The following is a 24,929-nucleotide window of genomic DNA, read 5'->3' on the forward strand; positions in this document are numbered from 1 at the left end:
TCATCCTGCACTTGTTTTCACACCGATAGTCAGGAGCAGGTTTGCGTACTGCCGGATGTCCCCGCTGGCGACAATGACGGCCACGCTCGGACTACGGGCGGCGTCATAGAAATCGAACCGGGGATAGGATGTCACGGGCACCGAGGGGCCGAGAAGTTCCCTGTAGCCACGAACTGCCGGGGGATCGTTGCCGTCCGGCGGGCTCATCACCGCCGCAGCCTCGATGGGTATGGCTGTAACAAGCACTTCGAGGATCTGGTCCACGCTCAGGAGCCCGGGCCGGAGGTTCAGCGGTACACGAACGGCGCCGGTCGGCCCGCCAGTGTTGTGGGGGTAGTTTCCATCCGCGATGAGAATCTGTGTCCCATGACCCGATTGCGCCAGGGCCTCCAGGAGGGTCGGATGAATGAGTTCGTAGTTGATCACGATATTTCCCCGGATCTAACCGAGGCGAAGGCGATTCCCTCGGTTACGCGCCTCGCTCGTCTGCTCCGTTCCGCTGATCCCCTGGGCGTAGCGGCCCAGAACGAGCCGTTCGGGTAGGCAAAACGGTCCAGTGAAGCCTGGAACATTTGTGCCGAATAGCCGGGTTTGGAGGGTAGGACGTACGCTCCGTCGGAGACCAGGCACGGGTCAGTGAAGTGTTCGTGGAGGTGGTCGACGAATTCGGTGACCCGACCCGCCAGATCGCCGGACACCGCAATGAAGTCAAAAACGGACAAATGCTGTACAAGTTCGCACAATCCAACCCCGCCTGCGTGCGGGTTGACCGGAATCCCGAACTTGGCAGCCATTAGCTGCACAGCGAGAATTTCATTTACGCTGGCCAGCCGGCACGCATCCAGCTGACAGTAATCGATGGCGTTGGCTTGAAAGAGCTGCTTGAAGAGCACCCGGTTCATTCCGTGTTCTCCGGTGGCAACTCCGACCGGAGCGACCGCATCCCGGACCGTCGCGTGCCCAAGAATATCGTCGGGACTGGTGGGTTCTTCGATCCACAACGGTTTGAACTGGGCCAGTTCGCGGACCCAGGCGATCGCTTCCGGGACGTCCCAAACCTGGTTGGCGTCGATCATGAGGTTGGCGTCGGGACCAATAACTTCCCGGGCGATCCCAAGTCGGCGAATGTCGTCCTCGAGATTGGCACCGACTTTCAGTTTGATGTGCCGGTAGCCTTCATCGACGGCCTCCTGGCACAACCGTCGGAGCTTATCGTCAGAATAGCCAAGCCAGCCGGCGGACGTTGTGTAGCAGGGATATCCGGTCCACTCCAGCTGGTCGATGCGTTCTTGCTTGGTCAGCTCCAGTTTGGCCAGCATGTCAATGGCTTCATCGCGGGTCAGGACATCGGACAGGTAGCTGAGATCTGCTGCGTCCACCAACTGTTCCGGCGTCATTCCGGCAAGGAGTTTCCACAGCGGTAATCCGGCCCTTCGCGCCGCCATGTCCCAGACCGCGTTCATGACCGCGCCCAGAGCCAGATGTTCCACGCCCTTGTCCGGGCCCAGCCAGCGGAGCTGGGAATCCTGTTTCAACATCCGGTATGTCGTACCGGGAGTATCACAGAGCTGCGCGGCTTCGCGTCCTAGCAGCGGCAGTGCCCGCTGCTCGATGGCTGCCGCACAGATATCATTACCTCGACCAATAGTGAAGGTGAACCCGCACCCGAAGGTGTCCGGGTCGTCCGTGTGCAGCACAATGTAGGCGGCCGAATAGTCGGCATCCTTGTTCATTGCATCGGAGCCGTCGGCGGACGATGAGGTGGGGAATCTAACGTCGTAAACGTCGAATCCGGTAATGGTTGTCATGGTTCCCCTTAGATCGCAGTCTTGGCGACCACAGTCTTGTAGCCTTGATCCTGTACAGAACGGATAGATCGGATGAATATTGGACTTGTATGAGAAATATACAGGAACAGGATGCAATGTCTACAGATACATCCGATGATTATCTGGAATCCCCGGTTTACTGAAACGTAACGCCTCCAGGAAGTGAGTTCACCGAGATGACAACTGCAGCGATGTCCCAGACCGAGGTGGTCATCAGCAGGATCAAGGAGATGCTTTCGAGCGGGCGGCTGGTTCCCGGCGAGCGGCTACCGATTGAGAAGGACCTGGCTGCTTCACTGGAAGTCTCCCGCGGCTCGCTGCGTGAGGGCATCCGCGCCCTGTCGACTATGGGAATAATTGAAACCCGGCAGGGGGCGGGTACTTTCGTCACTCAGCTGGAGCCCGCGGAACTCCTGTCCGCCATGGAGTTCTGGGTCAGTCTGCAGGAAGGTGAACAGGCGGGAGAGGTCCACGCCGTCCGACGGTCCCTGGAGACGGAGGCTGCCGGTGCCGCTGCGCGGAGGATCTCGCAGGAGGATCTGGAACGGGCCGAAGCTGTTCTCATGGTGGCCGATTCCGCGATCAATGCGGATCCAACGGACCACGAGACGGCCCTGAAAGCCGATATGGAGTTCCACCGTCTCATCGCCGAGGCCTCGGGAAACCGGGTCCTGTCGGCTCTGATCGAGGCGTTGTCGGGGCGGACTCTCCGCGGACGAATGTGGCGCTCCACCCACGACAAACCCGGCCTGAGGGACACCCACCGGGAACATCTGGAAATACTCGGCGCCCTGCGGCTGCACGATCCCGAACGCGCCCGAGTCCGCATGGCAAGCCATCTGTATGCCGTTGAAGACTATGTGCGGGACATCCCGCCTGGCGCCCTGGCCGATGCTGAGGCGCCTGAAATCTGAACGGGCGGCACGACCGCGACCGGGGGAGCCGCGCCCAGCTGAATCCTGATGATACATCAGATGTATATGCCCACTGCTTCGGATTAACCCGCTGAGATGCCTCTTCTCGGCCTACTTAATCAACAAAGATCTGATGAATATCGCAAAACAACCTTGACTTCCCATAATGTGCATTGCATTCTGATGAGACCCCCGTCACGCAACGCAGAAGATGTTTGCTGAAGACGTTTTCGAATGCAGCGCTGTGCGACGACCCTTCTCTGTTTTCTACTGAAAGGTTTTCCCAGTGTCGCGAAACCTCCCCGCTGGCCGCATTGTCAGCGCTATCGCCTTCTCGGCTGTTGCGGCTCTCACCCTGGCTGGCTGTGGCTCAAGCGGAGCTGCAGCCAGCGGCCCCGGAGCAAGTTCTGCCGCCTCGGCCATGTATACATGGATTTCTAACGAAAATGACCGCTCACAATGGCAGTCATTCATTGACGCAGCGAAGAAGACCGATCCCGGCTTCAACCTCACCCTTGAAGGACCCAGCTTCCCTGACTACTGGACCAAGGTCAAAACCCGTGAGGCCAGCCCTGGCGCGCCCTGCATCATTACCACCCAGGGGGCCCGGGCACAGGAGCTAAAAGACCTGCTGGCGCCCCTGGATGACTTGGCGAAGAAGAACAATATCGACCCCTCCAAGTACAACCAGGCGATGATTCAGGGCATGACCGTCGACGGTAAACTCCGGGCGATACCTTACGATGCAGCGCCTTTTGTTCTCTACTACAACAAGGACCTGTTCCAGGCTGCCGGGCTGAAGTATCCGACGGAGAACTACACCCGGGCGCAGTTCATCTCCGATGCGAAGGCACTGACCAAGAACGGCGTTTACGGACTCTCTCTCCCGCCGCAGTTTGTTAACGGCCCGGCTCCGGCCTTGGCATTCGCGGACGGACACTACCCCGTCAAGGACGGCAATCTGGATATCACCAACCCCGACTTCGTCAAAGACGTGCAGTTCACCTTCGACCTGGTCAACAAGGAACACGTTGCGCAAGCCCCGCAGGCGTCCGACGTTGTGGACGTCTCGCAGCAGCAGTTCATGAGCGGTCAAGCGGCAATGACCTTCGGCGGCCCCTGGATGTACCAGACATTCACTACCAAAACCAAGGGCACGGTCGGAGTTGCCGTTATTCCGTCCACCTCCGGGAACCCGATTTCCATGATCCAAGGTTCAGGCTTCGGCATTGCTGCCTCTTGCCAGGATAAGGAAGCCGCTTTCGCGAACATTATGAAGATCACCACCGCCGACGTTATCGGGGCCGTGGGTGCAGGCCACGGAAACGTACCCACGCTTCAGGCTGCGATGAAGGCTTGGGCCGGAACAAAACCCGCCGCGGATGTTTCCACGATCGAAACACTACTCAAGAACGGCAAGCCGCTGCAGACAACGAAGAACTGGAACCAGGTCGAAACCCTGTTCACCCAGTACTCGGTTGAGGGATTCCGCGGCACGAAATCCGCCGAAACCATCCTGAATAGCGTTGCGAGTTCCGCGAAATAGGTGACATGCCGGCCCTACGGGTTACCGCGGGCCGGCAGAGTCAACCCCCCTGGTCCATCCATGATGCGTTAGGTCCATTTCATGATTGTTCTGCCTGAAGTAAACAGCGAAGCCATGCCCGCAGCACCAGCCGCTGCGCCCGAACGAATCCAAGGCCGCGCACAGGGCCGGCTGGCAGCTCTGTATCTCGCCCCGGGAATGCTCGGATTCCTCATTTTCATCATCATCCCGTTGGTCGCGTCGTTGGGTATCAGCTTGTACAAGTGGCCCCTGTTCGGGGACCCGGAGTTTGTGGGTTTTGACAACTACGCCTCGCTTTTCAGTTCGGATCCGGTCTTTTGGACCGTGCTGGGAAACACGCTCGTCTTTGCTGTCTGCTACACGGTCCTAAACCTCGGAATTTCCCTCGGACTTGCCACCTGGTTGCATCACATTGGCAAATGGGGGCCTTTCTTCAGGGTGTTGTTCTTCATTCCGGTTGTTACGCCGATGACGGCCAATGCGTTGGTTTGGCGGTTGATGCTCAGTGACAACGGTGTTGTGAACTCGGGACTGGCAGGAGTCGGCATACACGGACCGTCCTGGCTCAGTGACAGCAACCTTGCCATGGCGTCCCTGATCGCTATGTCGCTATGGCAGGGGATCGGCTACAACATCTTCGTCCTGGGAGCGGGGTTGAGTAACATCTCTCCCGGCCTGCTCGAAGCCGCGACGATTGATGGTGCAGGGCCATGGCAGCGTTTCTACCGGATTGTCTTTCCCATGCTGTCACCGACGCTATTCTTCTGCACCGTCATGACGATCATCGGCTCCTTCAAGGTCTTCACCCAGCCGTACCTGCTTACCCTTGGTGGCCCGGGGGAGTCGACGAACACCATCGTGCTCTATCTGTACCGCAACGGTTTCTCCTTCGACAAGATGGGCTATGCCTCGTCGCTGGCCTGGATCCTGTTCGTGATCGTCATGCTGATCACGGCCCTGCAATTTTCCCAGCAAAAGAGGTGGGTCAACTATGACAACTGACACCCTGACACGAACCGACCCCCAGACAGGAAAGCGCGATCGTAGCCGAGGCCGCAGAGGGCGGATCATCAGCCGAACGGCGATGATCGTCGTCGGCCTGGGATTCATTTTCCCGTTCATCTGGATGCTGGCAACATCCTTGAAATCCACCGAGGAAGTCTTTTCCACCGGTGCCAATTTCCTGGGATCACACCTGGCATGGTCGAACTACAACACGGCATGGACGGTCATCCCCTTCGGCCGGATCATCGTGAACAGCTTCATTGTGGCTCTGGCCGGGGCCCTGCTGACCACGACCGTTTCACTGCTCTCGGCTTATGCCTTCGCACGGTTCCGGTTCCGCTTTCGGGACAGGCTTTTCCTGCTATTCCTGGGCACTCTCGTACTGCCTCATGAGGTACTCGTGATCCCCCTGTACATCATGATGAACAAGCTGGGCCTGGTGAACTCACTGGTTGCCTTGATCGTGCCGTTCGCCTTCGGCGCCTTCGGGGCCTTCCTGATCCGCCAATTCCTGCTGACCCTGCCACTGGACTACGAGGAAGCCGCCCGCATCGACGGCGCAGGTTCCTTCCGCATCCTATGGAGCATCATCCTGCCACTAGTGCAGGCCCCGCTCGCCGTCGTCGGAGTCTTCAGTTTCATTGACTACTGGGGCAGTTTCCTGTGGCCCCTGATTGTGATTAATGACAACACCCAGGGCACTATCCCGCTCGGCCTGTCAATGTTCTCCGGCGAACGGGGAACCGACTGGGGCCCCCTCATGGCAGCGTCCACACTGGCCGTGCTGCCTAGCCTGGTCGTCGTCATCGTCCTACAGAAACAACTCGTGAAGGGCATCAGCATGGGCGGCTTGGGAGGCCGCTGAACCCACCCGGATCCGCCCCCAAGACGTAAAGAAAATTGTCACACTGTCTCAACAACAACGAATCGGAGTCTGATGTCTCAGCCCAGCACGTCCACAGAAACCCAGCCAGCTGCCCCGGAAGAATGGGCACAGCTAAAAAGGGAGCTGCCCGAATGGTTCCGCAACGCACCCTTCGGCATCTTCATCCACTGGGGAGCCTACTCAGTCCCGGCTTGGGCCGAACCCATTGGAGCTCTCGGAACCGTAAAGGACCCACGCGAGTGGTTCACGCACAATGCCTACGCCGAGTGGTACATGAACACCATCCGAATCGACGGAAGCCCGGCACAGAAGCACCATCAGGAAGTACATGGCGGCGTTCCCTACGACGAGTTGCTCGACCAGTGGCACGCCGAAAATTTTGACCCCGCCAGCTGGGCCGAGTTGTTCAAGGAAGCCGGCGCCGACTACGTAATACCAACCACCAAACACCATGATGGCATCGGCCTGTGGGATGCGCCGGGAACGAACGGACGCAACGTGGTGCACCGCGGCCCGAAGCAGGACCTGATTGGCGCCATTGCCGGCGCTGTCAAAGAACAGGGCATGCACTTGGGCCTCTACTACTCCGGAGGACTGGACTGGCATGTCCGCCCCTTCCCGCCGCACATGAGCTCGGACAGCGTCCACGACACCGACCGGCCCAGGGACCCCGGGTATGCCCAATACGCCTACGACCACGTGGCCGACCTGATTGAGCGGTACCGGCCAGAAATCCTCTGGAATGACATCGAATGGCCCGACGCCGGAAAGCACTTTGGACCGGGCGGTCTGGGCACACTGTTCAAAGAGTTTTATGCCGCTTGTCCGACGGGCGTAGTCAACGACCGGTGGGGCAGTACCACGCACCAGGACTACGGCACCAGCGAATATGAAGCCCACAAGGATGCAGAGTCGTTTGACGCGTGGGAGAACTGCCGGGGCATAGGCTTCTCGTTCGGGTACAACCAGGTTGAAGGAACGGAACAGTCGCTGACCGGCAAACAGCTTGCCCGCCAGCTGGTCGACGTTGTTTCGCGCGGCGGACGCTTCCTGCTCAATGTGGGGCCGAAGGCGGATGGCACCATCCCGGCAATCCAACGTCAGTCCCTCACGGAGCTGGGTGCCTGGATGGCCGCCGGAAAACAGTATCTGGTTGGAGCCACTCCCTTGGATTCCGCCGTTGCGGTGCCCACGGACGAACCCTGGATCCGGTGGATTGACCGCGGAACCGAAATCGTGGCCTTCGTCGATTCCCTCGATGAAAGCACGACGGCGACCGATTTGGCACCCACTGGGGTGCGCTTGGAAGGTGCCACCGTTGAAGGCTGTGGCGCTACCATCACCTATGACGGCGGCAAGCTTCATGTGCAGCTCTTGGCCGATCGCGTGGGTCCGGCCGTCATCCGGATTCCACGGACATAGAAGTCCACTGATTTCCCGCAACCTCGCCAACGAAGTGCCGCTCCAGGATTGATTCTGGAGCGGCACTTTTCTGCATTTCGCCGAGTGTTCAACTAGCGGAGCGGCCGGAAAGTCGCTCGACGAGGAGCATTAGCGCTGAATGGTCCAAGGAGCCGTGCCCCTGGGCGCGCACCGCCCCCATCAAGTGCGCCGCCATGGCACCCAGCGGGATGGCGACGCCGGCCTCGCGGGCGGCGGCGGTGACAATGCCCAGGTCCTTGTGATGCAGATCCACGCGGAAGCCCGGCTCGAACTTGCGGGCGATCATCGAGGCGGCCTTGCGGTCCAGGACCCGGCTGCCGGCCAGACCGCCGGCGAGAACCTTGATGGCGGCCTGAGTGTCCACCGAGTGTGCCTCAAGGAAGACCAGCGCCTCGGCCAGCAGCTCAATGGTGCCCGCAACGATGAGCTGGTTGGTCGCCTTCACGGTCTGCCCGGAACCGGACGGACCGACGTGAACCACGGTGCTGCCGATGGCCTCAAGGACCGGCCGAACGGCTTCGACATCGGCGGTTTCGCCGCCGACCATGATGGAGAGATTGCCCTCGATGGCGCCTGTCTCGCCGCCGGAAACAGGGGCATCCAGAGCCTTGATGCCGGCTTTCCGCGCCGCCGCGGCCAACTGGACGCTGACATCCGGTCGGATGGTGCTGCAGTCAACCCAGTAGGCACCCTTTCGGGCGTTGGCAAAGACGCCGTCCGGGCCGCTGACGACCGCCTCGATGTCCGGGGAGTCCGGCACCATCGTGATGATGACGTCGGCGTCCTTGACGGCTTCGGCGGTGCCGGAGGCCCCCACGCCCCCGGCACTGACCAACTGGTCGATCTTGCCCTGGCTGCGGTTGAATCCCGTGACTGGATGACCGGCCTTGAGCAGGTTGACGGCCATGGGCAGACCCATGATTCCCAGCCCGATTGCGGCGACTTTCCGGGGAACAGCATTCATTTTTCGTGTCCATTTCCTGAAGCGTTTGCTAGTACGTACGAATGTGCGCAGACCGGATTGGCTTGGCTTCGCGCAGCCAGCCGAACGGTTCCGCAGTGGTGGCTTTGTATTCGAGGCCGATATACCTGGTATAACCGAGTTCGATGCTCCGGCCGGTCCATGCATCCAGAGTCAGGTTTCCCGTGCCGGGTTCTCCGCGCCTGTTGCGCGCACCTTGGCGATGATGTCCAGGACGTGGGCGGCCTTGAGCAACGGGTACTTTGCCGCGTCGGAGTCTTCCGGGACCGAAGATTCAAACGGCCACCAGAACTCGACGGCGTCGAAGCCGGCCGCCTTCGCCGCAGCCGGACGCTCCAGCAGCGGCAGGTCCGGCCATAGGATGCTGCAGTTCACTGTGTACGTCATCGTGGTTTCCTTCGCTTTGACATCGCCGGCATTACGCGAAAGGTCCGCGTTGTACCAGGTTGTCCGGGACCTTCCCCCGCGCGAACGCCTCCATCTGCTTCTTGAGGAGCTTGACCACTCTCGGGTAGAACGCCGAAGTGTTTCCGCCAATGTGCGGGGTGATCAAGGCGTTTTCGGCAGTCCACAAGGGATGATCGGCCGGTATCGGCTCGGGATCGAAGACATCGATGGCACACTTGAGTCTGCCCTTCAGCACTTCCGCCGTCAGGGCGTCGGAGTCGACGACGGCTCCGCGCGCAACGTTGACAACGAGAGCGCCTGCCGGCAGCGCGGCTAGGACGTGGGTGTTGATCATATGGTGGGTCTGCCCGGTTAGCGGAGTGATCACAACCATGACGTCCGCCGTGGCAGCCAACGCAACGAGTTCCTGCGCGCCGTGAATGTGGCCGTCGGCGTCGTCCCGGGCGGAACTGCCGACCCGGGTCAGTTCAACCTCGAAGGGCTGCAGACGGCGGGCAATTTCTTTGCCGATTCCGCCGACACCAACGAGCAGGATTTTACGGTCCGCAAGCGAGAGATGGCGCTGCGGCCGCCAGGCACCCTCTTGTTGGTCGCGCACTGCCGCGTCGATGCCACGAAGCGACGCCAGGATGAGCCCGATCGCCAATTCGGCCGTTGCAGCGGCGTGGACTCCGCTGGCCGATGCTACGGCAACTGTCTCGCCCACTGCCTCGCGTACACCGTCATAGCCGGTAGATTGCGTCTGGACGAGTTTGAGATGGGGTACACGGCCTAGTTCCCCAAGCACCTCAGAGGCATTGATATACGGCAAAACGACCGCATCGACGTCGTCGAGGTCAACTCCGATCGGCGCACTGCGAAGGTCCCACACCGCTCCCCGCACCCCCACCGGCAATGGTTCCAAAGCCGCCAGCAGTTCCCTGTCAGGGAATGTAACGGTACTGATCTGCGAATCATTTGTCATCTACGAATACTTTCGGGAGACGGCGGTCAGCCGGTGGAACGGAATGGATTGGCGAATAGCCAGAACAGAATCGACCCTGAGAAAGTGCTCCTTGCCACTGGAATCATGGCTTTGGCAACCTCAATTTCTGCAGCTCAGAGCACTTTCTCAATGACTCGATTAACTAATGCTCTCGACTAAATCGGCGTCGGCCTCTTGGACGCCAGCCGCATCTCTCCGGAAGCGGTCGTTGATGATTTCTCCGCGGAAATCTTCGTTGGGGAAAACGCCATCCCTGAATACCACTGTTCCGCCAACAACCGTGGCGGAGGGCCAGGTCTTGAGGACGTATCCGTCGTAGGGCGAGTAGTCCACGGCTGAGTGCAGTTCATTCGCCCGTACCACCCGCTCACCCTCGTCGAGAATTACCAGGTCCGCGTCAGCGCCAATCGAGACATGGCCCTTATTTGGTAGGTTGAATCGGCGGGCCGCATTCGTAGACGTGAGCTCGATAGCGCGCTCCATGCCCATTCCGTGCTCGTAAACAAGGTGAGTGAGCAGTAGCGGAAGCATCAAGGCGATTCCCGGCAATCCCGGACGGGCAGTCACCCAGTCGGTTTTCGCGGCACTAGGCCAGACATTATGGTCCGAACCAAAGAAGTCGATCTCGCCGTTCATCACGGCGTCCGTGATTGCAGCTGCCAGTTCGGGGTCGCGCAGCGGTGGGGCTACCTTGCCCTCCGGGCCAATGCCGGAGCTGGTTGTCAGGAGCATGTAGTGCACGCAGGACTCGAGTGCGGCGTCGCTATAGCCCGCAGCCCGTCGAGCGCGGATCGCCTCGAGGCTCGAGACGTGAACAATCGTGACCGGACAGTTGGCCTTTTCGGCCAGGTAGAGGGCGGTCCACGCGGCGTCGCCTTCGGCCTCGGTTGGCCGGGACCGTTCCCATGAGGCCAGCGAGGTCATTCCTGCCGAAATCTCATGTTGCATGCAGTGATCAACGATGTCACCGTCCTCGGCGTGCACCAGCGCCTGCACCCCGTGTCGAGCGATCTCCCGGAAGGCTATTCTCATTTGGGCGTGGTTGAGGCTGCCGATGCCGCCCAGGGCTGCTGCCTCTTCGCCGCGATAGGGCATGAACAATTTGAATGTTGTGATACCTTCGGCGACCGCCTGGGGGATCTCAGCCACCTGTTCCATGTTCATGACGTAGCCATGGAAGAGGACGTTCATCATGCTCTGCTGACCGGCGGCGCGGAGACCCTCACGGTACGCCTCCAGCATTGAGCCCAGTCCGAATTGCGCGTAGTTCAAGGCTGTGGTGCACCCACCCGCCAGTGCTCCCTTGGATTCCACCGCGAAGTTGTCGTCAGGGCCGAAACCCGGCAGATCATTGTATTCGGGGGCTCTCTGGTTTATGTGAGAGTGGGTGTCGATAGCACCTGGTATCACCCAACGGCCTGCCGCATCGAGCGTCTCGGCGGCGGTGCCGAGGTCCTCCGCCTGGCCAGTGAGGGCGACGATGACCCCGTCCCGGACTCCGATGTTGTACAGTTCCTGGTCGTCCGTGTTAAGCCGTGCATTTTTGATGATGAGCTGTAGTTCGGTCATGCTCTGTTCTCTCTTTCGAGGTCTTAGTTTGCTGGGCGGTGAAGGATCACTTTTTGTTCAGCCAGTTGTCCTCCAGATAATCCGGGCTGACGTAGCCTCTGGACAGCTGCTCACGGTGCCATCCTTCCTGCAGTTCCTCGGGGAGGGCGCGATACTCTCGCCACAGCAGGCCAATCGCCACAGCGGCATACAACTGGTAGTCCACGATCCGTTGCAATGCTTCAGGATCGTTCAACAGCTGCCGAGCCTCCGGATCCGTCAATGTTCGCCCTGAGAGCGCCGCGAAATCCTCAAAGGCGCCGCTTTCCGTGTTGCCGATCTGTTCCAGGCTCGGTCGCCCTTCCGGGCGTCCGTCAACGTGGGTCACCAATTGGTCGTATAAGTCCAACCATCCGGACCGTTCGGGCTCATCAAGCCACAGGGCCGCGTAGAACAACATGAGGGCGTGGTGCCGGATCATGCTGTAGTTCCCTTGGACCGTGCGCAGCTGAATCTGGAGAACGTCGTTGGTCAAAGACATTTCGGGCCGACTCGTACCACTCAAGAGGCTCCGGAGCTCGGGACGCAACTCGAAGACAGGCCCATAGGTGAGGTCCAGCAATTGCAGAAAAAACGCTGCGTCGGGAAGGTGGTTCACTACCCGTGGGTCGCTACTGTTATCGAGCCAAGCGAGCATGAAGTTCCCGTACAGCCGCTCACTTTCCTTTTCGACAACTTGGGGAATAACGGTCGCCGGGTCCGCGACCGGCCCGGCCAGTTCAAGCAGCGGGATCGAGAGACGCCGACCCTTGTCAACCCAAGTGGACGCGAGTTCAGCGGTGACTGGGGTTGGGTGTTTCCAGCGCCCCTCTTCAAGATCGTCCTCGCGGACCGCCTCGGAATGCCTGTTCATTTGAATCCTTTCCGTCCTGGACCGTGACAATAATTCGGCGGATGCTGCCGGCGCGGACGGCCGCGGTCCCTCAGCTGTTGCCCATGCCATCGACATGCATCCACGTTTCAAGAGCCTTGATTACTGGGTGATACGTGTCAGGAGCGCCGACTCGATGCGCGACAGCAACATGTACAGCACTGCCGTAACCCCGCTCAGGACCGCCAATGCAGTCCACAGGGCCACATATTCGGAATTTCCAATGCTGGTCGCGACCGTGTAGCCAATCCCATCGCCTGTTGCCAGGATCTCTACGAGGACGGCGCCAAGAATGGAGCCCGGAATCGCCACCCGGGCGCTTGCGGCCAGGGCTGGAATGGCGTAGGCCAAGCGGACGCTGAAGAGCGAGCGAACCCACCCGACGGCATATACGTGCATCAACTCGGTTGCAGGTTTCGGAACAGCGCGTAACGCCGCCAAAACGATCACCAGGGTCGGCACGAAGGTGACTGCGCCGGCGAGCACTGCGATCGTCAGGACGCCGCGCCCGAAGACGAGGGCAATGATCGGAGTCATTGCCACAAGCGGTACGGCACGGATGGTCATGACCACTGGCAGGAACATGCCCTCGACCAGTGAAGAGTTGAGGAAGATGACTGCCGCAATGAGCGCTGCGATGGTGCCGGCAACATAGCCGACGGAGGCGTCGCTCAGTGTCTTTGCCAGCCCGGAGAAGATCAGGTCTCGATTAGCCGCCGCATCTGGGCCGGCGGTGAGGTACGTCCATACTTGGTCTGGAGTCTTGGCGAGGTAGGGGTCGAGGCCTGACCCGCGCACCAGTGCGAACCACAGAAGAATCACCGCCACCAGGGAAGCAATTGTGCGCCCGATAGCCAAAGTCACCTGTTTGGTGCCCTTCGACCGGACCGTAGCGGAGATGCCGAATTCTGTCGACGTGGCGGTGTACGCCAGGCGGCGGGCAATTGCGCCGATCAAAAGGTAAGCCACGGTGGAAAGTGCTGTCGCTTCGACCGCTACCGCCCAGGCCCGCGCCTCGTTCAGTGACTGCTGAGCCTGCACCATGACCACGCCGAGTCCCTGGTCCCCGCCGAGATACTCTCCGATCATGGCGCCAACCACCGCGGCAGGTGCAGCTAGGCTGAGCGCGGCGGCTATTTCGGGCACCGCCGCACGAACGCGTACACGTGCCAGAGCAAATGCCCGGGATCCACCAGAGACGTGCACGAATTCCAAGGCTGACTTGGGGCCGCCTTCCAGGCCCACCAGTGCCCCGAGCAATGTCGGAAAGAACACTGACAGCCCCGCCATGCTGACCTTCGCCCCGTCCGGGGAAGACAGCACGATCAACAGCGGCGCGATGGCAATGGTAGGGGTGGAATAGGTGGCCATTGCCAGCCGCGTCAAGATGTTCTTCAAGCGAGGCAAGAGCAGGCAAATGGCGGCAACACCCAGCGCCGCCAGGTTTCCCCAAAAGAATCCGCGGCCTGCTTCCCCAAGGGTGGTCGTCACACCGTCAAAGTAGAAGCCGTCGGCGACCATGGTGCCAACTACGTCCGGTACGGTCGGCACGATGTGCTTACCCGCCGCGATGGTTCGCGCGATGAGTTCCCAACCCACGAGCAGCGCGGCGAGCCCCGCCATCGGCGGCAGCCAGCTTCTAAAGCGGCTCTTTAGTCTGGACGCAGGGGGCTGGCGCTCGGGCGCCGGCGCGGACGTGCCTACAGCACTGGATGCTGCCACGAGGTTCCTTTCGGTAAGAGCACTGACGGCATCAGGCGTTGACTTTGGCGGCATGCCGGTCCCCGCGCGGGCTGGACTCTCCCGTGAAAAGGAGTCCACTCAGCCGGTCGGCGATTTTATGGAACTCGGGTGAGCGCAGCATCTCCGGGGTACGGGGCCTTGGCAGGTCTATGTCAATCTTCTCGACGACGTGACCGGGACGTGGTGCCATTACGGCTACAGAGTCGGAAAGGAAGACAGCCTCAGCAATCGAGTGCGTGACCAGTACCGTCGTGGTCCGGCGTGCCGTCCAGACCCGGAGCAACTCAAGGTTCAGCCTTTGCCTGGTCATTTCGTCCAAGGCACCGAAGGGCTCATCCAACAGGAGGACCTGGGGCTCGTGAATGAGCGCCCTGGCGATTGCGACGCGCTGGCGCATTCCGCCGGACAACTGTGCCGGCTTTGCCTTCTCAAAGCCGGTCAGGCCGACGAGAGAGATAATATCCCGCAGGTCATTTTCGGCCAGCTTTCGGCCGGCCGCCTCGAGGGGAAGCTTGATGTTTTCCTCCACGGTGCGCCATGGCAATAGCGCGGCATCCTGGAAAGCGATCCCGAGATGGTGGTTCTTCCGGGCGACCGAGGGAGCTTCGCCGTGAACAAGGACCTGGCCCTTGGTCGGTTCGTCCAAGTCCGCCAAGATGCGCAGCATGGTGGACTTGCCGCAACCGCTCGGGCCCAGCAGCGACAGGAATCCTCCGAGCGGGACCTCCAGATTCACTCCCGAGAGCGCCAGGACCTCCTTGCCACGAACGGCGAACTTCTTGGAGACGTCGCGAATGCTGACGCCCTCATTTCCGGGTGTAGTGCCCATGGGTCAGACCGTGGCCTTTCCTTTGTATACGTCATTCAGGACGTCAAGGGTGAACATGTCCTTCGTCGCCTCGACGCCGCCGAGCTTTAGCGAGTTGACCGTGCCGTTGATAAGTGTGTCGGTCATCCAGAAGAGCCCGTGCGCCTTCGTGTCGGCCGTGACGACGAGATCAACTTCCGACTTCATCGCCAACACCTGCTGGCTCGTATCGAGCTTGAGGTCCTTGCCGTAGTTGTTGACGGCCAGGTCGGCCGCCTTGTCCACGCTGGCAACAGCATCCAGCCAGCCCTTCGATTCGCCCTGCATCAGCGCCACGATCTGCGCCCGCTTCGCGGGGTCCTGCAGATTCGACTTCTTCACGATGTAGGCCTCCTCCATGAGGGGGTAGTTGAAGCTGTCAAACAGCAGGTTGTAGGGTTCGACCCCCTTGATGCGCAGGAAATTGGGCTCGTTGCTGTAGAAGCCCATGATGCCGTCGAGTTCGCCGGTCACCAGCGGTGTGGGGTCGGACTGCAGCGGGACGATCGTGAAGGTGGATTTGTCGATTTTGTTGGCCGTGAGGAAGGCCGTAAAAACCGGGAGGTCCAGGGCCTGTACCCCGATCTTCTTACCGGCCAGATCCTGCGGCGTCTTGATAGGCGCAGCCGCGCGGGAGATCAACACGAAGGGGTTCTTCTGGAAACCGGCGCCGATGATCTGCAGGTCAGCGCCGTTGATGATGGCTTTCACGGCCTGCGCCGTGTGGGTTATCCCCACCAGCGCCTTGCCCGATTGGACAACCGGCTCCACCGTCAGGTTGGGTCCACCGGCCATCAGGTTGACGTTCAGGCCCAGGTTCTTCCAGTATCCGTTCTGGTCGGCAAAGTAACTACCGGCGAACTGGACGTTCTTGATGAATACCAACTGCAGACCCACTGTCCCGCTGGCCGCGCCGGAAGAAACGGTGCTGGATGAAGTCGTCGCCGCTCCACAGGCGGCTAACAGCGACCCGCCAGCAACCGCCAGCGCCCCCGCCCCCACCCCTCGCAACAGGTGTCGTCGGGACATGGCAGGTGACGGCAATGCTGACATAAGAGTGGCCTCCGCACTAGAGGCGACGGACGCATCATTGGTATTAATCACGGAACTATCCTTTTCATCGGAAAACCGGGTGGAATTTTGTCTAGGAGAAAATCGACAATTGATGTTCATGACGAACATTTCAGCGATGGGGTTATTACGCGTGGGGATTGGCAGCGCATCAGCCAATTGTGGGGAGCTGTTCGCGGCCCTCGGGTTCCCGTTTACGACAGCCGGCGAACCGGAACTGCCAACCGCCACGGGCCGGGGATCTATACGTTTAGATTTACGATAGGAGCGAACTCCGAGACGTGTCAATACGATCAGCCCCGGCTTTACAGTCAACGCCGGAAAGTTAACACGGCCGCAACAATTCATGCTTAAACTCGTAACAAGCGGTCGGCCGCGCCGTGCTCTAGGCTTGGGTCCATAAAGGCGGGCGCGAGTTTGATGCGAGTTCGCGGAATACACGATAGGAGTAACGGATGATCACCCAGGAGGAGGTCGCGCGAGAGGCCGGTACGTCCACAGCGGTTGTTAGCTATGTGGTCAACAACGGGCCGCGAAAGGTTTCCGAGGCAACACGGAAGCGCGTTTTGGATGCCGTGGAGAGACTGGGCTATCGCCCGAACGCGGTAGCGCGGTCACTGCGCTCTGCGACAAGCACGACCCTCGGCCTCATCGCTGCCGACATCACGAACCCCTACTGCGGCGAAGTTGCCCAAGCCGTCGAGACATCCGCGCTCGAACGCGGATACAGCCTTCTTCTTGGTAACGCAATGCAGAACGATGAGCGACAGGCCAAGCATCTGCGCACTTTTATCGAGCAGCAGGTCAAGGGGATTATCTTCGCGGGCAGCTCGGTGACGAACGAAGCATTTCTTCCCGCAACAGTGGCAGCGCTGAAGGGCAACAAGACGCCTCTCATCTTCCTGGACCGATCGGCCAGCGAAATCTGGGGCACCTCAATCATTGTCGACAATAGAGCGGGCGCTTTTGCCGGCACGACGCACCTACTCGACCACGGGCACACCGAAGTGGCGAGCTTCAGCGGTCCCCTCGGGCTGTCGGCCGTCAGAGAACGCCAAGAAGGCTGGGAGCAGGCCCTGATTGCGCGGGGAATCGAACCGGACGGCCAGCTGAATGTCCAAAGCAATTTTGATCGCTATGACGCTTTCCGGGTTGCCAAGATGCTCTTGGCAACCCGGAAACGGCCGCGAGCCATGTTCGTGCACAGTGACGAGCAGGCAATCGGAATACTGCATGCGGCAGCGGAGGCTGGGGTCCGAGTCCCGGAGGACGTCGCCTTGGTTTCGTTCGACGGGATCCGCGAGGCAGGCATCATATCCCCGGGGTTAACGACCGTGCAGCAGCCGATCGCTCGTGCGGGCTCCCTCGCCGTTGACCTGCTTCTCCGGGCGAAGCCGGGCGAAGCGATGGAACTCCAGAGCGAGATGCTCCCTGTGGAGCTGATCATCCGCCACAGTTGCGGCTGTGCTTAGGAGAACCCTTGTGCTGCAGCATCTTTCCTGGCTGCTTGAACGCACAGCCCGAATTGCTGGTGGAGTACGTGCAGGTGGCGGTCAATGACTGACAGGTCCATCCGACCCGACGTCTGTGCCAACGGCAGCGCTGCCTTAGTTCCGTGGCCAAGTTCCAGCCGGCGGTTCAGGCTCAATCTCCCACGCGACTTGGTGTAGGGCGGTCGCCAGCCAACCCCGCAGACGAGCCGGTCTTTTGCGTGCGTACCCGGCGCGTCTTTCCACTACAGCAGGCGCGTCTGGCAACGCGCTGCGGCCCTCGTCCTTCATTGTGTTGATGAGTGTGCAAGCCATCATCAGCGAATAGTCCATAATCCTCTTCTTGTCATGTAACGTGCATTGAACTCGTGCGCCGCATTGCCCCGCAATCTTTTGGGACAAGTGCGAAGACGCAGGCATTTTCGGTCCGTCGGGGGCCAGATGCGTCCCGGGTTGGGGGAGCCCGACCACCACGTCAAGGACTGACCTCAGTTTCGCTCCAGCCTTGGTGTGGTTGGCTACTGCCTTGGCGGGTGGACTTTCCGGGACAGTTGTTGCCCACCCGGGTGGGGTGGTCTGGGTTGGCACAAACTCAACCGTCGATGCTGGCGCCGCTGGCTCCAGAGGGGTCCTGATCTCAACGCACCTCTATGGTCTATGCCTGGAGTGCCTTGGCCCAGAGGTTGATGTCGGACTCGACGGCGAATTCGTCGATCCTTTCGAGCTCATCGCTGGTGAAATCCGGACCTGAGGTTGCCGCCAGGTTGTCTTCGAGTTGCCGGACGCTGCTGGCACCGATCAGGGCCGATGTGATCGGTATTCCCCTGTTTTGTGGGCGCAGCACCCAGGATATGGCCATCTGGGCGAGGGTCTGCCCACGCTGCGTCGCGATCTCGTTGAGGCCCCGGATCCGGGTGAGGTTCTCCTCAGAGAGCTGCGTGTCCACTAGCGACTTGCCTGCGGCAGCGCGGGAGTCCTCCGGGACGCCGTGTAGGTACCGCGTGGTCAGCAAACCCTGTGCGAGGGGCGAGAACGCGATGGCGCCTGCGCCCACCTGCTCAAGGGTCTGGAACAAGTTGGGCTCGCCCTGTTCGGTCCAACGGTTGAGCATTGAGTACGAGGGCTGGTGGATCAGCAACGGTGTGCCAAGGTCCCGAAGGATGGCAGCTGCCTCGAGCGTCTTGTCCGGGGAGTAGGAGGAAATGCCCGCGTACAGCGCCCTGCCCGAGCGGACCGCGGTGTCGAGCGCTCCCATTGTCTCCTCAAGGGGAGTGTTCGGGTCCGGTCGGTGGCTGTAGAAGATATCCACGTAGTCCAGGCCCATGCGTTCCAGGGACTGGTCAAGGCTCGAGAGGAGGTATTTCCTGGATCCCCATTCCCCGTACGGGCCGGGCCACATGGGGTATCCCGCTTTGGTGGAGATGACGAGCTCGTCGCGGTACGGCTTGAAGTCGTCCCTGAGGTGCCGGCCAAAATTGGTCTCGGCACTGCCGCTGGGCGGACCGTAGTTATTGGCGAGGTCGAAGTGTGTGACGCCGAGCTCGAAGGCGCGGCGAAGGATGGCCCGTTGCGTTTCGAAGGGTTTGTCGTCCCCAAAGTTGTGCCAGAGGCCCAGTGAGACCGCTGGAAGCTTCAGCCCGCTTCGGCCAACCCTTCGGTATGGCATGGAATCATAACGGTCCTGCGCAGGAATGTAGATCAAGGGTTCAGTTTCCTTCGGTTGTTGTCTTGCGCTTGCGGTTCTTGTTTGTCGTTTTGCGGGCGCAGGCAACGGCGGGGGCCTCCTTGAGAACCATGAGACCGATCCCGTCTCCAGCGTGTACCATCCGACGACCGCGGCCCCCGTCCAGCCAGACCCAAGCTGTAGTCCCATCTGCCGAGACCATATCCATCCAGCCCTTGGCAATCATGTGGCCACGGCTGATGAGGCCAACGTAATTGCCCACCAGGAGCTGCACCAGCAGCGAGGAGCCTAGGACCTCGATCCCGCCAAATACCCGGACGTGAAGTTCCCCCGAATCGCCGGGCCCTCGGGTTTCGATTTTGACTTTCCGGGTGCTGTTCGGGGCGTTCGAAACGGTGCTGACCGAACCGCCCGCGACGGCGGCGACGTCGCTCGTGCCAGATATGAACATCTTTTTGGTTCCTAGAATTGGTTTCGCTTTGTAGGAAATGGGGGAGTTCCAGGCGAACGAACGGTTTGGGCGTCAATGACGGAGGTCTTGAGCCGATGGACTGGACGGCCTTGCGGCCGTGGCGATTGATGCGCGCGTGCCGGCTGCCACCAATAGCTTAGGTCTTCTGCGATCACCTGGAATGCGATGATCGTGGCCCTCTCGAACCTAGGATCGCGAGCCCCACGTAAGCGTTCTTGGCCAAGCCCGGCGAAGCTGACACTTCTTCTCGAAAAAGATAGGGACGTCGACGGCGGTCGTTGGCGAGCACGCCGTAGCGACGTGGTCGAGGTGTAGCCGGTGGGAGTGGGAGTCCAGTTCGAAACCAGCCCGGCGCCCTCCCGGGTGGCCGACCCTTCTTCCGAATAGTCCACCCGGCCGGGTAGTAGCCAGCCACACCGCATCAGGAGTGAAACTGAGGTCAGGCCTCAATGTGGCATGGATCACAATCACCCGTTGAGGAATACGCCGCTGGTGTCACCGCGCCTCAATATACAAAGGAGTATCAATGGAACGGCTCATTAACATCGACAACGGTGGAACGCTGACCGATATTTGTGTCTGGGACGGCGAGAATTTTTCGTTCACCAAGACGCTCACCACACCTTTCGACCTCTCCCAGTGTCTCTTCGACGGCATAGCCAAGGCCTCCAAGGACATCTTCGGTGAGGAAGATCTTCCGGGACTCTTGCACTCCACGCGTCACATCCGGTATTCCACCACCCAAGGCACCAACGCACTTGTAGAGCGCAAGGGGCCACGCATCGGCATCCTCACAGACAGCCCCACCCTGGCCGAAGAACTTCGCAAGGGCGACGCGGCAGCGGAGCTGTTCGAAGACCTCGTCGGCGCACGAGTAGCAGTCATCAACGCCGAACAGGAAGTGGAGGAGCTGTCACAGGAACTCGTCAAGCAGGTCAATCGGCTGACAACCGACGGCGCGGCAAGACTCGTGATCGCCATGGCTGACAGGGAGAAGGAAAGGGCCGTCAAAGGCGTCTTGCTGCGGAAGTTCCCCCGTCACTTGCTCGGTTCGGTACCCATTCTTTTCTCTTGGGAATTCACTCCCGACGCCGTCCAGGGGCGCCGCGTATGGTCCGGAATCATCAATTCCTTTCTGCACCCCACCATGGAGAGGTTCCTGTACAGCGCCGAGCACCGACTTCGCGACCATAAGGTCAAGAACCCGCTTCTTATTTACCGCAACGACGGAGCTTCTTCACGTGTGGCTAAATCTGTGGCGTTGAAGACCTACTCTTCGGGGCCCCGCGGTGGACTTGAAGGAACAAAGGCGCTTTCTGAGGCCTATGGACTTGCGCATGTGCTGATGATCGACGTCGGCGGGACAACCACTGATGTCGGCTCGGTGAAGAACTCAACCATCTCGACGGACCGCCGGGGATCCATTCAGGGCGTTCCGGTTTCCTTTGAGATGAGCAACGTCCATTCCAGCGGCGTCGGGGGCAGTTCGGTCATCGCACTCCGCGACGGCGTCATCACCGTCGGCCCCGAAAGTGTCGGGGCTGCCCCGGGCCCCGCTTGTTTCGGCTTTGGCGGCAAGCAAGCCACGATCACGGACGTGAACCTGCTGCTGGGAGTCCTGGATCCGGATACCTACCTCGACGGAGGATTCAGCCTCGACGCTGAGCGGTCGCGTGCCGTAATCACTGAAGTCATTGCGGACCCTCTCGGCATAACCCTCAATGAGGCGCTGATTCGGATGGAGGCTGCCTACTTCGAACGCATGTCGCAGTCCTTAACTGACGACGTCGAGGATGCGGACGCCACAACGGTTGCGGCGTTCGGGGGCGCGGGCCCCATGAGCGCATGCGGCGCAGCACGGATCGCCGGCATCCGCCGAGTCCTCGTGCCCCAAATGGCCGCGGTTTTCTCGGCTTTCGGAATCGGCTTCTCCGACATTGCGCAGACGTACGAGGCCAACGTCGCGGGAATGGACGCCGAAGAATTCGGTGCGAGCAAAGCGGCGCTCATGGACCGGGCGACGCGGGACATGTTCCAAGAGGGCCACGAAATCGACGAATGCCGGCTCGAATGGAACGTGGTGCTTGAAGATGCCGAAGGCCAGCTGATTTCTGAGCTCCCATACCTGGATTCCGATCCGCAGCCCGGTATCCGCGGACACAACACCATGCTGACCCTGACCGCCCGCTTCGAGCTGCCGCACACGTCAATCAGACGCGCCGAATCAATCGCGAAGAGGCCCGCCGTCGCCACCTCCACCCGAAACGTCCGCTCCGCGGTCGACCAGGTCGATGAGGTCCCGGTATTCGAGCTGGAACGTCAGACAGCCGGTGCCTCGGCCTCGGGCCCCGCAATCGTGGAGGGCCCCTATTTCACGGCCCGTGTGCCGCATGGCTGGACCTTCGACGTGACGGTCTCCGGTGACCTCATGCTTACAGACACCATCCAGAAGTGACCCCACACAACCATCATTAAGAAGACAGGTGAGACAAGTCATGCGGATTCCAATGACGGAATATCTGATCATCGATCTCGACACGGAGCGGTGGACCTGCCGGGTCTGCAGCCATGACCTCGGCGACGCCCGGGGCAATTACAAGGAGGGAACCCTGGTTTACGACCGGGACCCGAGAGAAATCCATCAGTCGATTCTTGATCCGGAAAGGTACGAGTTCACTTTCGCTCCGGACCCCGCTTTCTGCAGGATTCTCGAGTTTTACTGCCCGGGTTGCGGGACGCAGCTCGAAACGGAGTACGTACCGCCGGGACACCCCCCGACCGTGGACATGCTCTGGGATATCGACTCGCTCCGCGAACAGTGGACGAAACGTGGAACCAACCCGGAGACCGTCATCAACTACGGACCCGGCGAAGAGGCCGTTGCAGACTTCAGCCCGGCCCTTGGTTCGTACAACAGTCTGTCCCCGTCCACCAGTCACTCGCACAGCTAAGGAAACCACTGGTCATGAAACGAATTTCCGTTGACATCGGCGGTACATTTACGGACTGCTTTTTCGCTTGGGACGGCCTGTATGTTGAGGCGAAGGCGCTGACAACACACCACAACCTGGCCCAAGGCTTCAATGAAGCACTCGACCTCGCCTGCTCGCGAGCTGGACTCGACCGCGATCTCGTTCTGGCGGAAGTCGATTCAGTCCGCTATGCAACAACCCTCGGCACCAATGCACTTATTGAAGGGAAGGGCCCGAGGGTAGGCGCACTGGTGACCCACGGCTTCGAGGACACCATCCCTCTCTCCCGGGGCCGTGGCTACGGCGAAGGGCTGGACCCTTCCAAGCAGCAAAATATGCCGGATGCCACCCGCCCGGATCCTCTCGTGCCCCGCAGCCTGATCCGCTCGGTCAAGGAACGAATCAACTCGGCCGGCAAGGTTGTCGTGTCCCTGATGGAAGACGACGTCCGCACCCAGGTTCGCGAACTTGTGGACAACGGGGCAGAAGCAATCGTCGTCTCCTTGGTCAATTCGACAGAAAATCCCGTCCACGAGCAGCAGATCCTCGAAATCATCCTGGACGAGTATCCGGCCCACGAACTCGGCGCTATTCCCGTTCTGTTGGGAAGCCAGGTGTCCGGCCGAAAGGGCGAATATGTGCGGGCAACGTCCACTATTGTCGACGCCTTCCTGCACGAAATCATGTTCCACGCACTCGGGCAGTTGTCCAACAACCTCCGGGGTTCCGGCTATGACAAACCCATGCTTGTCATCCACAATTCCGGCGGCATGGCCCAGTCGAATTCCACCGACGCACTGCAGACCATCCACTCCGGACCCATCGCCGGGGTGGGGGCCGCCCAGCACCTGGCTGACAGCACGGGACTGGGAAATGTCATCTCCACAGACATGGGCGGTACCTCCTTCGACATAGGGCTCGTCCCCGAGGGCGGAGTCAAGCACTACGACTTCCAGCCGACCATCGGACGCTGGCTTGTCTCCGTTCCGATGATCCACCTGTTGACCCTGGGTGCAGGTGGTGGATCGATAGCAAGCTACGACCGCATTCACCACTCAGTACAGATCGGGCCGGAATCAGCTGGCTCAGACCCCGGTCCGGCATGCTACGACCGTGGCGGCCTCCGCCCGACGGTCACCGACGCGGACCTGGTCCTCGGATACCTTGATCCCGACAACTACGCCAACGGCTACATTAAGCTGAACAAGAAGCGCTCCATCTACGCCATTGATGAGGTCCTCTCCGATGAACTGAACATGGACACCGTTGAGGTCGCCAAGATCGTCAAGAACGCCGTCGACGAGCAGATGGCCATCGGCATGTCGAAGGAGTTGCGCGTCCGCGGCTATCTTCCGGAGGACTTCACCATGCTGGCCTATGGCGGCAACGGTCCGCTGCATGCGTGCGGCATCGCCGACCACGCAGGTATCCGCAGGATTCTCGCCCCGCCGTTCTCCTCGGTCTTCTCAGCCTGCGGAGCCGGCAACATGAAACCCCTCCATATCCACGAACGGGGCTCACATGTCGTCCTGTACAACCCAACGGACCGTAGCCTCTACAAGAACTATGGCGAACTGAACCGTGTCATCCAGGAGCTCGAAGCAAAGGGCAAGGAAGACCTCGTTCGTCAGGGTTACAACCCCGCCGACATCCGCCACAGTCTCGAGATGGACTTGCGTTACGGTAACCAGCTGGTGACCACAGCGGTCGTCTTCGACATCAACCGCGTGAATGGCGTGGTCGATGTGCTCCATCTGATCCGTACGTTCTCGGACATCTACGGTCAGCGCTACGGTGCCGGCAGCCAGGCTCCCGAGGCCGGGATCAGAGCACAGACCGTGCGGGTCGCGTCCTACGTGGAGGGTGACGTGGTCAAGTTTGACTCGATCGACTCCGGACATGACAGAACCATGCCGTCCCCGATTGGCACAAGGCAGGTCCACTTCGTGAAGATCGACGGAGCCGTCGATACGCCCGTCTATGATGCCGAGGCGCTGCACCATCAGCACGTCATCCACGGCCCGGCAATCGTGACCACCGAAAACACCACCTATCTCGTCGAGCCGACCTGGCGCCTGGAGCCGACATCCCAAGGCGCCGTGTGGTTCCTCAAGGACTGATCCGTGCCTTTCAGATCCTCCACCTACCTTCC

General features: G+C 60.5%; 20 protein-coding genes and 1 pseudogene. 9 read left to right on the forward strand and 12 right to left on the reverse strand.

The annotated features are described in order from the left end of the window. A complete protein-coding gene (locus tag ABH924_RS09045; protein WP_234753521.1) occupies window positions 1-426 on the reverse strand; it encodes an RbsD/FucU family protein in 426 nt (141 codons plus the stop codon). After that, window positions 423-1,808, reverse strand: coding sequence for an L-fuconate dehydratase (locus ABH924_RS09050; RefSeq protein ID WP_404498150.1), 1,386 nt, complete (start codon window positions 1,806-1,808; stop codon window positions 423-425). Before ABH924_RS09050 ends, ABH924_RS09045 begins: the two co-directional genes overlap by 4 nt. Before the next feature lie 197 nt (window positions 1,809-2,005). Here ABH924_RS09050 and ABH924_RS09055 point away from each other — a divergent pair, with 197 nt between their 5' ends. From ABH924_RS09055 to ABH924_RS09075, 5 genes are all read left to right on the forward strand, one after another. After that, the gene (locus ABH924_RS09055; RefSeq protein WP_404498152.1) at window positions 2,006-2,743 is read left to right on the forward strand and encodes a FadR/GntR family transcriptional regulator; all 738 of its coding nucleotides are present in this window, start codon (window positions 2,006-2,008) and stop codon (window positions 2,741-2,743) included. Between the two features lie 286 nt (window positions 2,744-3,029). After that, on the forward strand, window positions 3,030-4,289 hold the full coding sequence (locus tag ABH924_RS09060) for an ABC transporter substrate-binding protein (protein ID WP_404498154.1): 1,260 nt from the start codon (window positions 3,030-3,032) through the stop codon (window positions 4,287-4,289). Window positions 4,290-4,370: 81 nt separating this feature from the next. Beyond that, window positions 4,371-5,312 (forward strand): carbohydrate ABC transporter permease, encoded by a 942-nt coding sequence (locus ABH924_RS09065; protein ID WP_404498156.1) that lies wholly within the window; start codon window positions 4,371-4,373, stop codon window positions 5,310-5,312. Continuing rightward, window positions 5,302-6,180, forward strand: coding sequence for a carbohydrate ABC transporter permease (locus ABH924_RS09070; protein ID WP_404498158.1), 879 nt, complete (start codon window positions 5,302-5,304; stop codon window positions 6,178-6,180). Before ABH924_RS09065 ends, ABH924_RS09070 begins: the two co-directional genes overlap by 11 nt. 72 nt (window positions 6,181-6,252) lie before the next feature. Beyond that, window positions 6,253-7,623, forward strand: coding sequence for an alpha-L-fucosidase (locus ABH924_RS09075; protein ID WP_404498160.1), 1,371 nt, complete (start codon window positions 6,253-6,255; stop codon window positions 7,621-7,623). A gap of 88 nt (window positions 7,624-7,711) precedes the next feature. Here ABH924_RS09075 and ABH924_RS09080 read toward each other — a convergent pair whose 3' ends face one another. From ABH924_RS09080 to ABH924_RS09115, 8 genes and pseudogenes are all read right to left on the reverse strand, one after another. Beyond that, window positions 7,712-8,608 carry a 2-hydroxy-3-oxopropionate reductase gene (locus ABH924_RS09080; RefSeq protein WP_404498162.1) on the reverse strand — a complete coding sequence of 299 codons (897 nt, stop codon included), beginning with the start codon at window positions 8,606-8,608 and terminating at the stop codon, window positions 7,712-7,714. A gap of 255 nt (window positions 8,609-8,863) precedes the next feature. After that, window positions 8,864-9,013 (reverse strand): annotated as a pseudogene (locus ABH924_RS09085) (hydroxypyruvate isomerase); the annotation flags it as partial. Between the two features lie 31 nt (window positions 9,014-9,044). Next, window positions 9,045-9,998, reverse strand: coding sequence for a 2-hydroxyacid dehydrogenase (locus ABH924_RS09090; RefSeq protein WP_404498164.1), 954 nt, complete (start codon window positions 9,996-9,998; stop codon window positions 9,045-9,047). Window positions 9,999-10,157: 159 nt separating this feature from the next. Beyond that, window positions 10,158-11,588 (reverse strand): dihydroorotase family protein, encoded by a 1,431-nt coding sequence (locus ABH924_RS09095; protein WP_404498166.1) that lies wholly within the window; start codon window positions 11,586-11,588, stop codon window positions 10,158-10,160. Window positions 11,589-11,634: 46 nt separating this feature from the next. Then, entirely contained in the window at window positions 11,635-12,480 is an 846-nt protein-coding gene (locus ABH924_RS09100) for a hypothetical protein (protein ID WP_404498168.1), read from the reverse strand. Between the two features lie 120 nt (window positions 12,481-12,600). Further along, on the reverse strand, window positions 12,601-14,220 hold the full coding sequence (locus ABH924_RS09105) for an ABC transporter permease (RefSeq protein ID WP_404498170.1): 1,620 nt from the start codon (window positions 14,218-14,220) through the stop codon (window positions 12,601-12,603). Window positions 14,221-14,251: 31 nt separating this feature from the next. Further along, window positions 14,252-15,070: an ABC transporter ATP-binding protein gene (locus ABH924_RS09110; protein ID WP_234753545.1), complete on the reverse strand. Its 819-nt coding sequence runs from the start codon at window positions 15,068-15,070 to the stop codon at window positions 14,252-14,254. Window positions 15,071-15,073: 3 nt separating this feature from the next. After that, the gene (locus tag ABH924_RS09115; RefSeq protein ID WP_404498172.1) at window positions 15,074-16,318 is read right to left on the reverse strand and encodes an ABC transporter substrate-binding protein; all 1,245 of its coding nucleotides are present in this window, start codon (window positions 16,316-16,318) and stop codon (window positions 15,074-15,076) included. 296 nt (window positions 16,319-16,614) lie between these two features. Here ABH924_RS09115 and ABH924_RS09120 point away from each other — a divergent pair, with 296 nt between their 5' ends. Next, window positions 16,615-17,631: a LacI family DNA-binding transcriptional regulator gene (locus tag ABH924_RS09120; protein WP_234753550.1), complete on the forward strand. Its 1,017-nt coding sequence runs from the start codon at window positions 16,615-16,617 to the stop codon at window positions 17,629-17,631. Window positions 17,632-18,304: 673 nt separating this feature from the next. Here ABH924_RS09120 and mgrA read toward each other — a convergent pair. Next, entirely contained in the window at window positions 18,305-19,351 is a 1,047-nt protein-coding gene (mgrA, locus tag ABH924_RS09125) for an L-glyceraldehyde 3-phosphate reductase (protein ID WP_404498174.1), read from the reverse strand. Between the two features lie 4 nt (window positions 19,352-19,355). Further along, complete coding sequence (locus tag ABH924_RS09130; protein WP_234753554.1) at window positions 19,356-19,784, reverse strand: hypothetical protein; 429 nt, start codon at window positions 19,782-19,784, stop codon at window positions 19,356-19,358. Between the two features lie 547 nt (window positions 19,785-20,331). Here ABH924_RS09130 and ABH924_RS09135 point away from each other — a divergent pair. The 3 genes from ABH924_RS09135 to ABH924_RS09145 are packed head-to-tail and all read left to right on the forward strand — an operon-like array spanning window position 20,332 to window position 24,897. Then, window positions 20,332-22,260 (forward strand): hydantoinase/oxoprolinase family protein, encoded by a 1,929-nt coding sequence (locus tag ABH924_RS09135; protein WP_404498177.1) that lies wholly within the window; start codon window positions 20,332-20,334, stop codon window positions 22,258-22,260. Between the two features lie 52 nt (window positions 22,261-22,312). Continuing rightward, entirely contained in the window at window positions 22,313-22,756 is a 444-nt protein-coding gene (locus ABH924_RS09140; RefSeq protein WP_404498179.1) for an acetone carboxylase subunit gamma, read from the forward strand. 14 nt (window positions 22,757-22,770) lie between these two features. Then, window positions 22,771-24,897, forward strand: a complete 2,127-nt coding sequence (locus tag ABH924_RS09145; RefSeq protein WP_234753560.1) for a hydantoinase/oxoprolinase family protein — start codon at window positions 22,771-22,773, stop codon at window positions 24,895-24,897. The last annotated feature ends 32 nt before the right edge of the window (window positions 24,898-24,929 follow it).

This window comes from Arthrobacter sp. GAS37 (assembly GCF_044908325.1).
Lineage (GTDB): Bacteria > Actinomycetota > Actinomycetes > Actinomycetales > Micrococcaceae > Arthrobacter > Arthrobacter ramosus.